Consider the following 13,596-nt stretch of genomic DNA (forward strand, 5'->3'; position numbering starts at 1 on the left):
GGAGGATGTCGTGAGCGACACACAGACCCTGATCGAGAACCGTTCGCCGTCCGTGGCGGCCCTCTTCCTGGAGCGCGTGGCGGCCACACCGGACGCCGAGGCCTACCGCCACCCCGTCCCGCCTGCCTCCGGCCAGGGCCCCGACGACTGGAAGTCGCTGAGCTGGGGCGAGGCCGCGCAGCGGGTGTACGCGATCGCGGCCGGGCTCATCGAACTGGGCCTGCAGCCGGAGCAGCGGGTGGCGCTCGCCTCCTCGACCCGCGTCGAGTGGATCCTCGCCGACCTCGGCATCATGTGTGCGGGCGGCGCCACCACGACCGTCTACCCGCAGACCAACGCCGACGAGTCGGCGTTCATCCTTTCCGACTCCGAGAGCCGGGTCCTGATCGCCGAGGACGCGGACCAGGTCGCCAAGGCCGTGGAGAAGCGTCCTGAGCTGCCCGCACTGACCAAGGTCGTCGTCATCGACCCGGCCGGTGTCGAGAGCGGCGACTGGGTGATCACCCTCGCCGAACTGGAGCAGCGCGGCGCCGCCTACCTGGAGCAGCACCCGGAGCTGATCAAGGAGCGGGTCGGCGCGATCACCAGGGACCAGCTGGCCACCCTCATCTACACCTCCGGCACCACCGGCCGCCCCAAGGGCGTGCGACTGCCGCACGACAACTGGGCGTACATGGCGAAGGCCATCGCCGCGACCGGCCTGGTCACCATGGACGACGTGCAGTACCTCTGGCTGCCGCTCGCCCACGTCTTCGGCAAGGTCCTCACCTCCGGCCAGATCGAGGTCGGCCACGTCACCGCCGTCGACGGCCGCGTCGACAAGATCATCGAAAACCTTCCGGTGGTGCAGCCGACGTACATGGCGGCCGTGCCGCGCATCTTCGAGAAGGTCTACAACGGCGTCGCGGCCAAGGCCCGCGAGGGCGGCGGGGCGAAGTACAAGATCTTCCAGTGGGCCGCCGAGGTCGCCCGCGAGTACGCCAAGGCCAGCCAGGACAACTTCCGCCGCACCGGCACCGCCGCCGTGCCGTTCGGCCTGGCCGCCAAGCACAAGGTCGCCGACGCCCTCGTCTACTCCAAGCTTCGTGAGGCCTTCGGCGGCCGGCTGCGCGCCTGCGTCTCGGGCGCCTCCGCCCTCTCTCCCGAGATCGGCTACTTCTTCGCCGGCGCCGGCATCCACATCCTGGAGGGCTACGGCCTCACCGAGACCTCCGCCGCCTCCTTCGTGAACCCCGGCGAGGCCTACCGCACCGGAACCGTCGGCAAGCCGCTGCCCGGCACCGAGGTCCGCATCGCGGACGACGGCGAGATCCTGCTGCGCGGCCCTGGTGTCATGCAGGGCTACCACCAGCAGCCCGAGAAGACCGCCGAGGTGCTGGAGTCCGACGGCTGGTTCCACACCGGCGACATCGGTGAGCTGTCGCCCGACGGCTACCTGCGCATCACGGACCGCAAGAAGGACCTCATCAAGACCTCCGGCGGCAAGTACGTCGCACCCGCCGAGGTCGAGGGCCAGTTCAAGGCGGTGTGCCCCTACGTCTCCAACATCCTGGTGCACGGCGCCGACCGGAACTACTGCACCGCCCTCATCGCCCTGGACGAGATCGCCATCGCCCAGTGGGCCAAGGAGAACGGCCTGGAAGGCAGGTCGTACGCCGAGATCGTGGCCGCGCCGCAGACGGTCGACATGGTCGATGGCTACGTCAAGCAGCTCAACGAGGGCCTGCAGCGCTGGCAGACCATCAAGAAGTTCCGGCTGCTGCCGCGCGACCTGGACGTGGAGCACGGCGAGATCACGCCGAGCCTGAAGCTGAAGCGGCCTGTCGTCGAGCGGGAGTACAAGAACCTGATCGACGACATGTACGCGGGGACGCGGGAGGCATAGCGCGCCTTCCCAGGGGGTGGTGGGGCGGCGGGACCGTCGGCGGCCGCGGTTCGTGCGTGGCCGATCGCGGCCGCGCGGCGGAGCTGCATATGCCGCGGAGCTGCATATATCGACGCGACCCCGCCCCCCTGGGCAGCTTGCGCTCGGCCCCGCTCGAAACTGTCCGTCTTTGAGCACTCAAGTAGCACACTTCTCATACGTTGCTGCCCGCTTCGGTAACTCAACGCTAACGGCTGCGCTCGGTCTGTCACCCTGGCCGCATGGACATGGCGGCCATACCGACGCAGCGGGAGACGGAGCCCCGGGCCTGTGACGCGCCCGCGCACGACGGCGCGGGCCCGCGCGCACGGGGGCGGGCCACCCTGCCCGGCAGCCCCCTCGCGCCCGGTTCCGCCCGCGTGCTGTTGCGCGCCGCGTTCGCCGAGTGGGCCGACCAGGGACTCACCGGGTCCGAGGGATCCACGCGGCTGGCCGACGACGCCATGGCCGTCGTCAGCGAACTGGTCACCAACGCCGTCGTACACGCGGGCACCGAGGTGGAGATCGACTGGCGCCTGGAGCGGACGGGCGCGTTCGTCGTGGAGGTGTGCGACCACCATCCCGCGCGTGCCCCGCGCGATCCCGCGGGCGGCGAGGCACCGTACGACATTCCCGACCACGGGCGCGGCCTGCGTATGGTCGCCACCCTCGCCGAGTCCTGGGGCGTCACCTACCGCGCCGGCACCAAGACGGTGTGGGCGCGGCTGCCCGCCGGCGGCAAGGAGGACCCGGACGGGCCCGCCCCGGACCACACCCTGGAGGCCGCAGAGGCCCTCGCCCCGCATCCACCGCGCCCCGGGGCAGACCGGGACTGGCTCGGCCGGGGCGCGCTGTCCTTCCTCGCCGAGGCCTCCGACCTGCTCGCCGGACAACTGGACGAGACCCTGGTCACGGCCCTCACCGGCCAGCTGATCGTGCCCCGGCTCGCCGACTGGTGCGCGGTGTGGCTGGAGGACGAGGCGACCCTGCGCGGCGGCGACGGCGGCGCGCCCGCGCGCGTCTGGCACACCACCGAGAGCCGCATCGAGGAGCTGTCCCGCGCGCTGGAGAAGGACCCGCCGTGCCCGCGGGACGGGATGGGGGTCCCCCCGTTCGAGCGAAGTCGGGAGTGGGGGAGGTCCGGCCCGGAACCGTACCCCTGGCCCGGCGACGCGCTCGGTCCGCAGGGCGCCCACGGCACGTCGCTGGCGTACCGGCTGATCGCGGGCGGCCGGCCGCTCGGCACGCTGGTCATCGGACGCTGCGGGCTGGAGGGCTTCCCCGACGAGGTCACCGGTCTCGTCGAGGACCTCGGCCGCCGCGTGGCCCTCGCCATCGGCGCGGCCCGCCAGTACGCCCGGCAGGTCACCATCAGCGCGGTCCTGCAGCGCGGCCTGCTGCCCGGCGCGGTCGCCGAGATCCCCGGGGTGAGCAGCGCGCTCGTCTACGAGCCCTGCGACAAGGGCGGCCCGAGCGGCGACTTCTACGACCTGTTCCCGGCGGGCGACGGCCGCTGGTGCTTCGCCGTCGGCGATGTGCAGGGCAAGGGCCCCGAGGCGGCGGTCGTGATCGGACTCGCCCGCCCCTGGCTGCGCCTGCTCGCCCGCGAGGGCTACCGGGTCGCCGACGTCCTCGACCGTCTCAACCAGCTCCTCCTGGACGACGCCACCGAGGCCGCCGACGCGGCCGCCCGCGCGCTGGTCGCCGTCGGCGGCCGGCCCGTGGTCGCCGGGGAGGGCCCGCAGACCCGCTTCCTGTCCCTCCTGTACGGCGAGCTGACCCCGCACGACGGCGGTGTCCGCTGCACCCTCGCCTCCGCCGGGCACCCCCTGCCGCTGCTGCTGCGCCCCGACGGCGAGGTGCGCACCGCCGCCCGGCCGCAGACCCTGCTCGGCGTCGTGGAGGACGAGACCTACACCAGCGAGACCGTCGAGCTGGGGCCGGGCGACAGCCTGTTGTGCGTCACCGACGGTGTGACCGAGCGCCGCTCCGGCACCCGCCAGTTCGACGACGGCGACGGGCTCGCACAGGCCCTGTCCGGCTGTGCGGGCCTGAGCGCCGAGCTGATCGCGGAAAGGATCCGGCGCCTGGTGCACGACTTCGGCGGCGGTCTCCCGGAGGACGACCTGGCCCTGCTGGTGCTCCAGGCGGGGTGAGCGTCGCCGTACGGGACAATGGGAGACATGCCTTCCGCACTCCCCGACGGCGAGCCCGTCCCCGCCGACGGCGCGCTGCCCGCCTCCGCGCTCGCCGGAGCCGCCGGCCGCCCCCTCGGGTTCTATCTGCACGTCCCGTACTGCGCGACCCGCTGCGGCTACTGCGACTTCAACACGTACACCGCGACCGAGCTGCGCGGCACCGGCGGAGTGCTCGCCTCCAGGGACAACTACGCGGACACCCTGACCGACGAGATCCGCCTGGCCCGCAAGGTGCTCGGCGACGACCCGCGCGAGGTCCGTACGGTCTTCGTCGGCGGCGGTACGCCGACGCTGCTGGCCGCCGAGGACCTGGTACGGATGCTGGGCGCGATCCGCGACGAGTTCGGTCTCGCGCCGGACGCGGAGATCACGACGGAGGCGAACCCGGAGTCCGTCGACCCGGCCTACCTCGCCACGCTGCGGGAGGGCGGCTTCAACCGGATCTCCTTCGGCATGCAGAGCGCGAAGCAGCACGTGCTGCGCGTGCTCGACCGCACGCACACTCCGGGACGTCCCGAGGCATGCGTGGCGGAGGCGCGGGCGGCCGGCTTCGAGCACGTCAATCTCGACCTGATCTACGGCACCCCCGGGGAGTCCGACGACGACTGGCGGGCTTCCCTGGAGGCGGCGCTCGGTGCGGGGCCGGACCACGTCAGCGCCTACGCGCTGATCGTCGAGGAGGGCACCCAGCTCGCGCGTCGCATCCGCCGGGGCGAGGTCCCGATGACCGACGACGACGTCCACGCCGACCGGTACCTGATCGCCGAGGAGGCCCTGTCGGCGGCGGGCTTCGACTGGTACGAGGTCTCCAACTGGGCCACCTCCGAGTCCGGGCGCTGCCTGCACAACGAGCTGTACTGGCGGGGCGCGGACTGGTGGGGCGCGGGGCCGGGTGCGCACTCGCACGTGGGCGGCGTGCGGTGGTGGAACGTCAAGCATCCGGGGGCGTACGCGGCGGCGCTGGCTTCGGGGCGGTCGCCGGGGGCCGGGCGGGAGGTCCTGTCGGAGGAGGACCGGCGGGTGGAGCGGATCCTGCTGGAACTGAGGCTGCGGGAGGGCGTTCCGTTGGCGCTGCTGAAGGAGGAGGGGCTTGCGTCGTCCCGGCGGGCGCTGGCGGACGAGCTGCTGGAGTCCGGTCCCTACGCGCAGGGGCGGGCGGTGCTGACGCTGCGGGGGCGGCTGCTGGCGGACGCGGTGGTGCGGGACTTGGTGGACTGATCACTCCGGTGAGTGAATCGGTGCGGAACGCCGGTTCGGTCCCTAACCTGGTTCGTAGGCTGCCGCCGTAATTGCATGGTGGCGGAAACCGGAGGGCTGCGGAGATGACCGCTGTGGACGACCGACCGATGACCACCGGCATCGTGAAGATCTTTGAGAACCTTGAGGTTCCCGACGGCTTCAAAGTCGAGCTCCTCCGGGGGGTAATTGTGATGATGGCGGGGCCAGACGTGGCCCATAACGACATCGTGGAAGCTGTCCAGGACCAGATCCCTCGGCGACAGTGGCGGCGACTTCAGACCCAGGACATCGCCATCCTCGAAGAGACCAGCGAGCCGCAGCCCGACCTCGTGGTGGTCGAGCGTGGCGCTGGACCCGGTCAAGGGAGGTTGATGCCGTCTGAGGTCATCACCTTGCTCGTGGAGGTTGTCTCCAAGACAAGCGTGGACCGGGACTACGGGGTCAAGCGTTCGATCTACGCAGCGGCAAAGATCCCCGCTTACTTCATCATCGACCCCGTCATGGGCCAGTGCGTACTGCTCACCGAACCGACGGGTCACGGAGAGGATGCGGATTACCGGTGCCAGCGGGTCACCAAGTTCGGCGACCTCACGCCATTGGAGCCCCTTGGTATCGAACTGGACACCAGCGAGTTCGCCACGTACGAGAAGGTCAGGCCCCACCGCTGGCCGTAACGAAGTCGATCAGCTCCTCCACCCGCCCCAGCAACTCCGGCTCCAGGTCCTTGTAGGACCGCACGCACGACAGAATCCCCTGCCAAGCGGCCCCCGTGTTCTCCGGCCAGCCCAGCGCCCGGCACACCCCCGTCTTCCAGTCCTGGCCGCGCGGCACCCGGGGCCAGCCGGGGATCCCCAGGGACGACGGCTTCACCGCCTCCCAGATGTCGATGTACGGGTGGCCGACGACCAACGCGTGCTCACTGGTCACGGACTCCGCGATCCGCCACTCCTTCGTGCCCGGCACCAAGTGATCCACGAGCACACCCAGGCGCGCGTCCGGCCCCGGCCCGAACCCGGCCACGATCGACGGCAGGTCGTCCACGCCCTCCAGGTACTCCACGACCACGCCCTCGATGCGCAGGTCGTCGCCCCACACCTTCTCGACCAGCTCGGCGTCGTGCCGGCCCTCGACGTAGATACGGCCGGCCCGGGCCACACGCGCGCGTGCGCCGGGCACGGCCACCGAACCGGATGCCGTCCGGGTGGGCCGCACCGGACCCGAGGAGGCCTTCACCAGGGTGACCGCCCTGCCCTCCAGCAGGAAGCCGCGCGGCTCCAGCGGGAACACCCGGTGCTTGCCGAACCGGTCCTCCAGCGTCACCGTGCCCGCCTCGCAGCGGATCACCGCCCCGCAGAACCCGGTACCGGGCTCCTCCACCACCAGCCCCGGCTCGGCCGGTACCTCGGGCACGGGCCTGGGCTTCTTCCACGGCGGGGTCAGGTCGGGGGTGTACGTACGAGAGCGCGGGCCCGAAGGGCCCTCGTCGGAAGGGCGGTGGCGGGAGACGGGTGGGCGCATTCGGATGACGATAGGAGAACCGCGGGACCCGCACTCACGACACGCCGAAACGTGCTGCCAGCTCGTCGCGTTGCCGTCGTACGAACGCGGCGTCCACCACCGCTCCGTGACCGGGCACGTACAGTGCGTCCTCGCCGCCCAGGGCGAGCAACCGGCCGAGCGCGTCCGGCCATCGCGACGGTACGGCGTCCGGGCCCGCCTGGGGCTCGCCGGACTCCTCGACCAGGTCGCCGCAGAAGACCACCTCCGGCCCGCCGGAGGCCGAGCCGGGGACGAGGACCGCGAGATCGTGCGCCGTGTGGCCGGGGCCCACGTTGGCCAGCAACGCCTGGCGGCCGTCGCCGAGGTCCAGCGTCCACTCGCCCGAGACCGGATGCCGGGGCGGGACCAGGGCGTCCACCGCCTCGTCCGCGTCCGACTCCGGCAGGCCGTTCCTGATCGCGTCCAGGCGCAGGTCCTCGCGTTCGTGCGCGAAGACCGCGTCGATGCCCACCGCCGCGTACACCTCGGCCCCGGCGAAGGCGGCCGCGCCGAAGACGTGGTCGAAGTGGGGGTGGGTGAGCGCGAGATGGGTCACACGGTGCCCCGCCAGCTGCTGTGCCCGCGTCCGCACCCGCTCGCCCTCGGCCAGACTCGACCCGGCGTCCACCACCAGCGCCGTGCCCGCGCCGACGACCAGGCCCGCGGTGCAGTCCCAGCCGGGCAGCCGGCACCGCCCGACCCCGGGCGCCAGCCGCTCCCACCCCAGCTCTTCCCAAGTCACCGTCATACCGCGACGCTAGCGGTACAACCTTCCCCCGCTCCCGGCTTCGCTCGGGCGGGGGGGACCCATCGGCAGGACCGACCTTGCCCAGTGAGTACCCCACGGCCGTACACTGGGCCGGGGATCGCTGGCACTCGGAGACGCAGAGTGCCAGGTGGGTGACGCGAAGGGCCGAGGGGAAGACATGCGGGAGGTGCGCGCGGATGCTGAGTGAACGCAGGCTTCAGGTGCTGCGCGCCATCGTCCAGGACTACGTGGGCACCGAGGAGCCGGTGGGATCGAAAGCGCTCACCGAGCGGCACAACCTCGGCGTCTCCCCGGCGACCGTGCGCAACGACATGGCTGCCCTGGAGGACGAGGGGTTCATCGCCCAGCCGCACACCAGTGCCGGGCGCATCCCCACGGACAAGGGCTACCGGCTGTTCGTGGACAAGCTCGCGGGCGTCAAGCCGATGACGCCGCCCGAGCGCCGGGCCATCCAGAACTTCCTGGAAGGCGCCGTCGATCTCGACGACGTCGTGGCCCGCACGGTACGGCTGCTCGCGCAGCTGACCCGGCAGGTCGCCGTCGTGCAGTACCCGTCCCTGACCCGCTCGACCGTGCGGCACGTGGAGCTGCTCTCCCTCGCGCCCGCGCGTGTGATGCTCGTGCTGATCACGGACACGGGCCGGGTGGAGCAGCGGATGGTCGACTGCCCGGCGCCCTTCGGGGAGGCGTCCCTGGCGGACTTCAGGGCCCGGCTGAACAGCCGGGTCGCGGGCCGCCGGTTCACCGACGTGCCGAGTCTGGTCGAGGACCTGCCCGATGCCTTCGAGCTCGAGGACCGCGGTACGGTCTCCACGGTGCTCTCCACACTGCTGGAGACACTGGTCGAGGAGAACGAGGAGCGGCTGATGATCGGCGGTACCGCCAATCTCACCCGCTTCGGACATGATTTTCCCCTCATGATCCGGCCTGTCCTGGAGGCCCTCGAGGAGCAGGTCGTGCTCCTCAAGCTCCTGGGCGAGGCGAAGGATCCGGGCATGACCGTGCGCATCGGGCACGAGAACGCCCATGAGGGACTCAACTCCACCTCCGTCGTGTCGGTCGGCTACGGTTCGGGCGGCGAGGCGGTTGCCAAGCTCGGCGTGGTCGGACCGACCCGCATGGACTATCCGGGAACGATGGGAGCGGTACGCGCAGTGGCACGGTACGTCGGACAGATCCTGGCGGAGTCGTAAGTGGCCACGGACTACTACGCCGTTCTCGGCGTGCGCCGCGACGCGTCGCAGGATGAGATCAAGAAGGCGTTCCGTCGGCTCGCGCGCGAGCTGCACCCGGACGTCAATCCCGACCCGAAGACCCAGGAGCGGTTCAAGGAGATCAACGCCGCTTACGAGGTTTTGTCGGACCCGCAGAAGAAGCAGGTCTACGACCTCGGCGGCGACCCGCTCTCCCAGGCCGGCGGTGCCGGTGCGGGCGGCTTCGGGGCCGGTGGCTTCGGCAACTTCTCCGACATCATGGACGCGTTCTTCGGTACGGCGTCGCAGCGCGGCCCGCGCTCGCGCACCCGGCGCGGCCAGGACGCGATGATCCGGATCGAGGTCGAGCTGGACGAGGCGGCCTTCGGGACGACCAAGGACATCCAGGTCGACACCGCGGTCGTCTGCAACACCTGCAACGGTGAGGGCGCGGCTCCCGGCACGTCCGCCCAGACGTGTGACATGTGCCGTGGCCGCGGTGAGGTCTCCCAGGTGACCCGGTCCTTCCTGGGCCAGGTCATGACCTCCCGCCCCTGCCCCCAGTGCCAGGGCTTCGGCACGGTCGTGCCGACCCCGTGCCCGGAGTGCGCGGGCGACGGCCGGGTCCGCTCCCGGCGCACCCTCACCGTCAAGATCCCGGCCGGTGTCGACAACGGCACCCGGATCCAGCTCGCCGGCGAGGGCGAGGTCGGCCCCGGCGGCGGTCCGGCCGGTGACCTGTACGTCGAGATCCACGAGCTGCCGCACCAGACCTTCCAGCGGCGCGGCGACGACCTGCACTGCACGGTCACGATCCCGATGACGGCGGCGGCCCTCGGCACCAAGGTGCCGCTGGAGACCCTGGACGGCATGGAGGAGGTCGACATCCGGCCCGGCACCCAGTCCGGCCAGTCGATCCCGCTGCACAACCGGGGCGTCACGCATCTGCGCGGCGGCGGCCGGGGCGATCTGATCGTCCACGTCGAGGTCATGACCCCGAGCAAGCTGGACCCCGAGCAGGAGCGAGTGCTGCGCGAGCTGGCGAAGCTGCGGGGCGAGGAACGGCCGCAGGGACAGTTCCAGCCCGGGCAGCAGGGGCTGTTCTCACGGTTGAAGGACGCGTTCAACGGGCGCTGAGGCTCTCGGAGGGGGTGCCTCGGCACCCCCTTATGCCCGCGGCCTATGCCACGGGAAGCCCGGATTCGGACTTGTTCAAAGGACGTGACAACATGCCGTCATGTCCTCCGCACTGACCGATCTCTTCCCCCAGCCGATCGTGCAGGCCCCCATGGCGGGCGGTGTCTCCGTCCCGCAGCTCGCCGCCGCCGTGTCCGAGGCGGGCGGTCTCGGGTTCCTCGCCGCCGGATACAAGACCGCCGACGGCATGTACCAGGAGATCAAGCAGCTGCGGGGGCTCACGAGCCGGCCCTTCGGCGTGAACCTCTTCATGCCCCAGCCGGAATACCCCGGTGCGAACACCGGCCCCACCGGAGCGGCCAATGCCGTGCCCCCGTCGGGCGCCGTCGAGGTCTACGCCCATCAGCTGGCCGGTGAGGCCGCCTGGTACGAGACCGAACTGGGCGACCCCGACAGCGGCCGGGACGACGGCTACGACGCAAAGCTCGCCGTCCTCCTCGACAACCCGGTGCCGGTGGTCTCCTTCCACTTCGGCGTCCCGGGCCGGGAGGTCCTGGACTCCCTGCGCCGGGCCGGGACCTTCACCCTGGTCACCGTCACCACCGCCGAGGAGGCCCTCGCGGTCGAGCGGGCCGGGGCGGACGCGGTGATCGCGCAGGGCGTGGAGGCCGGCGGTCACCAGGGCACCCACCGGGACATCCCGGAGAACGACGGCTCCGGCATCGGCCTGCTGTCGCTGGTCGCGCAGATCCGGGAGGCCGTGAGCATCCCGGTCGTCGCGGCCGGCGGCATCATGCGCGGCAGCCAGATCGCCGCCGTCCTCGCGGCGGGCGCGAGCGCGGCCCAGCTGGGCACGGCGTTCCTCGCCACCCCCGAGTCAGGCGCCCACGCCCTGCACAAGCAGGCGCTGACCAACCCCCTGTACGCACGCACCGAGTTGACCCGCGCCTTCTCCGGCCGCCCGGCGCGCGGACTGGTCAATCGCTTCCTGCGCGAGCACGGCCCCTACGCCCCCGCCGCCTACCCCGAGATCCACCACCTGACCTCGCCGCTGCGCAAGGCCGCCGCCAAGGCCGGTGACGCGCAGGGCATGGCGCTGTGGGCGGGCCAGGGACACCGGATGGCCCGGGAGCTGCCGGCCGGGGAGCTGGTGGGGGTGCTGGCGGCCGAACTCGCCGCCGCTCGGACAGCGTTGTCGGCCGGAGGTGACGGGCGATGACCGCCCCGGTCTTCGTGGTGGACCGACTCGAAGGCGTCGGGCCGGAGTTCGTGCTCGACGGGCCCGAAGGACGGCACGCCGTCTCCGTGAAGCGGCTGCGGCCGGGCGAGGACGTCGTCCTCACCGACGGGCGCGGCCGCTGGGCCGAGGGTGTCGTCAAGGCGGCCGAGGGCAAGGACCGCCTGGTGGTCATGGACCTGGAGTCCGTCCACGAGGAACCCGAGGAGTCCCCCCGTATCACCGTCGTCCAGGCCCTCCCGAAGGGCGACCGGGGCGAGCTGGCCGTCGAGACGATGACCGAGGTCGGCGTCGACGCCATCGTGCCCTGGCAGGCGTCCCGGTGCATCACACAGTGGAAGGGCGACCGCGGTCAGAAGGCGCTCGGCAAGTGGCGGGCCACCGCCCGGGAAGCCGGCAAGCAGTCCCGCCGGATCCGCTTCCCCGAGGTCGCGGACGCGGCGACGGCCAAGCAGGTTGCCTCACTTCTGGCCAAGGCGGACTTCGCGGCCGTACTCCACGAGAGCGGCGACGAGCGGCTCGCCACCGCCGAACTCCCCACCGAGGGCGAGATCGTGCTCGTCGTCGGCCCCGAGGGCGGCGTCTCGCCCGAAGAGCTGGCCCTCTTCGCTCAGGCGGGCGCACACCCTTATGTGCTCGGCCCCACCGTGCTGCGCACCTCCACCGCCGGCACCGCCGCCGCGGCACTCCTCCTGGGCCGCACCGGCCGCTGGTCCTGACACCTGGGGAACACGATGGAACTCGCCCAGATACGGCTCCTGGTCACCGACTTCGCCGCCTGCTACCGCTTCTACGCCGAGGTCCTCGGCCTCAAGCCGCAGTCGGGCGCGACCGAGGGCCCGTACGAGAAGTTCAGCCCGCACGCCGGCTCCGCCGGGATCGCGCTGCAGGACCGCGCCATGATGGCCGAGATCCTGGACGAGCTGGGCGACACGGCGACGGGCCACCGGTCCCTGGTCGTCCTGCGCGTCGACGACCTCGACGCCTACTGCGAGCAGATCACCGCCCGCGGCGCCACCCTCGTCCACGGCCCGGCTCCCATGACCGACCGCATGCGCGCGGCCCACCTCAGGGACCCGGAGGGCAATCTGGTGGAACTCCAGGAGTGGCTGCTGCTGCGCGGCTGACGGCGACGGAGGGCAGCAGCTCCCACCCGTCCAGCTCGCCGGCCGCCCACCCGCGGCTCCGCACCTCGTCCACGAAGGCCCGTACGACACCGGGTTCGTGCAGATTGACCGAGTGCCCGCGTCCATCGGCGACCAGCCCGGAATGGCTGTAGCCCATGCCACCGCCGGCGACCCGCCCCGCCCCGTTCCGGAACACGATCAGGGTGGCGGCCCCGTCCCGGTACAGGGCCAGCACCTCCCGGCAGGGCGCACCGACCGTGTGCCGGTGCCGGACGGTCCACCGGTGGACGGTCCCCTCCACCACAAGGCGCCTGAGCCTGCGTTCACTGCGCATCCGGCCAGGCTAGGCGGCCGGGCAGCGCCCCGCCTCGGGTTTTCCGCGGGAATCGGCTGGACGTCCGCACGGCGCACGGCGAAGGAGCGGTGCGCTGTGCCCGGGTCCCACAGCTCCACCCACTCGCCGGCGGCTCCGAAGGACAGCACCGGGTGGCCTCTGACCACCGGGTCGTTGTCGACGGGGACCGGGCGCGCGACAGGGCGTACACGGACGAGCGTCCCGTGCAGGCCGAAGTGGGCCCGTGTGTCATCCGATGGTGACGTCTCCGAACTGACGAGTGGCCATATGCGGCCTTCCGCCGTGCGCGGGCCGGTGGCACGCTGCCCTCCATGGGGGTATTGAGGCGGATTCGGCGTCGGCCGCGACCCGTGCGCGTGCTGGCCGTGGCAGGACTCGCGGTGGCGAGCGTGGGTGCGGTGACGGCGTGCCGGCCGGGGGATCTCAGCTCGGCCTCGGCGGCGTACACCACCGACCAGACCGCGACCGCGAAGCTGAAGCGGCAGCATGTGGACGTCAGTTGGCTCTCCTGCACCGGGAACTACGGCAAGGGCGGCTACACGCCCGGGAAGCCCCCCTCGCCGACCGAGTCCACCGTCGTCTCCGTCGACTGTCAGGGGCAGACCACGGACGGGCGGAAGATCACCGTCACCGGGAAGGTGACCAAGGCGGTCGACGGCGCCTGTGTCCGCGGGGATCTGACGGCGAGGGTCGGCGGCAGGCAGGTGTTCCACGTCAGCGGGCTCGGCGACTGCGACGCCACGAAGGGGCCGACCTACAAGCCGCCCGTCACCTACCGGCCCCCCGGCGGGCAGCCGACCGTCACCGTGACCGTGACGCGGACGTTGTGGTGCAAGGCTGATCCGACCTGCTGGCCCGTGCAGGGCAAGTGATCCGAACCAGGGGCGCTGGCGCCGGAC

At 71.9% G+C, this 13,596-nt stretch carries 13 protein-coding genes; 10 read left to right on the plus strand and 3 right to left on the minus strand.

Annotated elements, in window-relative coordinates:
• Nucleotides 1-10 precede the first annotated feature (10 nt).
• From ACIRU3_RS23810 to ACIRU3_RS23825, 4 genes are all read left to right on the plus strand, one after another.
• Nucleotides 11-1,885: an AMP-dependent synthetase/ligase gene (locus tag ACIRU3_RS23810; RefSeq protein ID WP_404059529.1), complete on the plus strand. Its 1,875-nt coding sequence runs from the start codon at nt 11-13 to the stop codon at nt 1,883-1,885.
• 266 nt (nt 1,886-2,151) lie between these two features.
• Nucleotides 2,152-4,059 (plus strand): SpoIIE family protein phosphatase, encoded by a 1,908-nt coding sequence (locus ACIRU3_RS23815; RefSeq protein WP_404059955.1) that lies wholly within the window; start codon nt 2,152-2,154, stop codon nt 4,057-4,059.
• Between the two features lie 27 nt (nt 4,060-4,086).
• A complete protein-coding gene (hemW, locus tag ACIRU3_RS23820) occupies nt 4,087-5,319 on the plus strand; it encodes a radical SAM family heme chaperone HemW (protein ID WP_404059532.1) in 1,233 nt (410 codons plus the stop codon).
• Nucleotides 5,320-5,423: 104 nt separating this feature from the next.
• Complete coding sequence (locus ACIRU3_RS23825) at nt 5,424-6,014, plus strand: Uma2 family endonuclease (protein ID WP_404059535.1); 591 nt, start codon at nt 5,424-5,426, stop codon at nt 6,012-6,014.
• On the opposite strand, the gene ACIRU3_RS23830 is transcribed toward ACIRU3_RS23825, so the two are convergent.
• Together ACIRU3_RS23830 and ACIRU3_RS23835 are read right to left on the minus strand one after the other, a co-directional pair.
• Nucleotides 5,992-6,858, minus strand: coding sequence for a DUF3097 domain-containing protein (locus tag ACIRU3_RS23830; RefSeq protein ID WP_404059537.1), 867 nt, complete (start codon nt 6,856-6,858; stop codon nt 5,992-5,994). The genes ACIRU3_RS23825 and ACIRU3_RS23830 overlap by 23 nt on opposite strands.
• Nucleotides 6,859-6,892: 34 nt before the next feature.
• Nucleotides 6,893-7,627: an MBL fold metallo-hydrolase gene (locus ACIRU3_RS23835; protein ID WP_404059540.1), complete on the minus strand. Its 735-nt coding sequence runs from the start codon at nt 7,625-7,627 to the stop codon at nt 6,893-6,895.
• 197 nt (nt 7,628-7,824) lie between these two features.
• On the opposite strand from ACIRU3_RS23835, the gene hrcA reads away from it, so the two are divergent.
• The 5 genes from hrcA to ACIRU3_RS23860 all read left to right on the plus strand — a co-directional run bounded on the left by hrcA (nt 7,825) and on the right by ACIRU3_RS23860 (nt 12,342).
• Nucleotides 7,825-8,841 carry a heat-inducible transcriptional repressor HrcA gene (hrcA, locus tag ACIRU3_RS23840; protein WP_404059542.1) on the plus strand — a complete coding sequence of 339 codons (1,017 nt, stop codon included), beginning with the start codon at nt 7,825-7,827 and terminating at the stop codon, nt 8,839-8,841.
• Nucleotides 8,842-9,978: a molecular chaperone DnaJ gene (gene dnaJ, locus ACIRU3_RS23845; RefSeq protein WP_404059545.1), complete on the plus strand. Its 1,137-nt coding sequence runs from the start codon at nt 8,842-8,844 to the stop codon at nt 9,976-9,978. It abuts the gene before it with no gap.
• A 100-nt stretch (nt 9,979-10,078) separates the two neighbouring features.
• Entirely contained in the window at nt 10,079-11,197 is a 1,119-nt protein-coding gene (locus ACIRU3_RS23850; protein WP_404059548.1) for a nitronate monooxygenase, read from the plus strand.
• Nucleotides 11,194-11,934 (plus strand): 16S rRNA (uracil(1498)-N(3))-methyltransferase, encoded by a 741-nt coding sequence (locus ACIRU3_RS23855; protein ID WP_404059551.1) that lies wholly within the window; start codon nt 11,194-11,196, stop codon nt 11,932-11,934. The genes ACIRU3_RS23850 and ACIRU3_RS23855 overlap by 4 nt, the downstream gene beginning before the upstream one ends.
• 15 nt (nt 11,935-11,949) lie before the next feature.
• Entirely contained in the window at nt 11,950-12,342 is a 393-nt protein-coding gene (locus ACIRU3_RS23860; protein ID WP_404059554.1) for a VOC family protein, read from the plus strand.
• Here ACIRU3_RS23860 and ACIRU3_RS23865 read toward each other — a convergent pair.
• A complete protein-coding gene (locus tag ACIRU3_RS23865; RefSeq protein WP_404059557.1) occupies nt 12,284-12,676 on the minus strand; it encodes a hypothetical protein in 393 nt (130 codons plus the stop codon). The genes ACIRU3_RS23860 and ACIRU3_RS23865 overlap by 59 nt on opposite strands.
• A gap of 332 nt (nt 12,677-13,008) precedes the next feature.
• Here ACIRU3_RS23865 and ACIRU3_RS23870 point away from each other — a divergent pair, with 332 nt between their 5' ends.
• Complete coding sequence (locus tag ACIRU3_RS23870) at nt 13,009-13,569, plus strand: hypothetical protein (protein ID WP_404059559.1); 561 nt, start codon at nt 13,009-13,011, stop codon at nt 13,567-13,569.
• Nucleotides 13,570-13,596 lie beyond the last annotated feature (27 nt).

Source organism: Streptomyces sp. NPDC101151 (assembly GCF_044768335.1).
GTDB lineage: Bacteria > Actinomycetota > Actinomycetes > Streptomycetales > Streptomycetaceae > Streptomyces.

Coding starts and splice junctions, on each gene's coding strand:
- ACIRU3_RS23860 (WP_404059554.1), top strand. CDS start 11,950: ATGGAACTCGCCCAGATACGGCTCCTGGTCACCGACTTCGCCGCCTGC.
- hrcA (WP_404059542.1), top strand. CDS start 7,825: ATGCTGAGTGAACGCAGGCTTCAGGTGCTGCGCGCCATCGTCCAGGAC.
- ACIRU3_RS23825 (WP_404059535.1), top strand. CDS start 5,424: ATGACCGCTGTGGACGACCGACCGATGACCACCGGCATCGTGAAGATC.
- ACIRU3_RS23870 (WP_404059559.1), top strand. CDS start 13,009: ATGGGGGTATTGAGGCGGATTCGGCGTCGGCCGCGACCCGTGCGCGTG.
- ACIRU3_RS23830 (WP_404059537.1), bottom strand. CDS start 6,858: ATGCGCCCACCCGTCTCCCGCCACCGCCCTTCCGACGAGGGCCCTTCG.
- hemW (WP_404059532.1), top strand. CDS start 4,087: ATGCCTTCCGCACTCCCCGACGGCGAGCCCGTCCCCGCCGACGGCGCG.
- ACIRU3_RS23815 (WP_404059955.1), top strand. CDS start 2,152: ATGGCGGCCATACCGACGCAGCGGGAGACGGAGCCCCGGGCCTGTGAC.
- ACIRU3_RS23850 (WP_404059548.1), top strand. CDS start 10,079: ATGTCCTCCGCACTGACCGATCTCTTCCCCCAGCCGATCGTGCAGGCC.
- ACIRU3_RS23855 (WP_404059551.1), top strand. CDS start 11,194: ATGACCGCCCCGGTCTTCGTGGTGGACCGACTCGAAGGCGTCGGGCCG.
- ACIRU3_RS23865 (WP_404059557.1), bottom strand. CDS start 12,676: ATGCGCAGTGAACGCAGGCTCAGGCGCCTTGTGGTGGAGGGGACCGTC.
- ACIRU3_RS23835 (WP_404059540.1), bottom strand. CDS start 7,627: ATGACGGTGACTTGGGAAGAGCTGGGGTGGGAGCGGCTGGCGCCCGGG.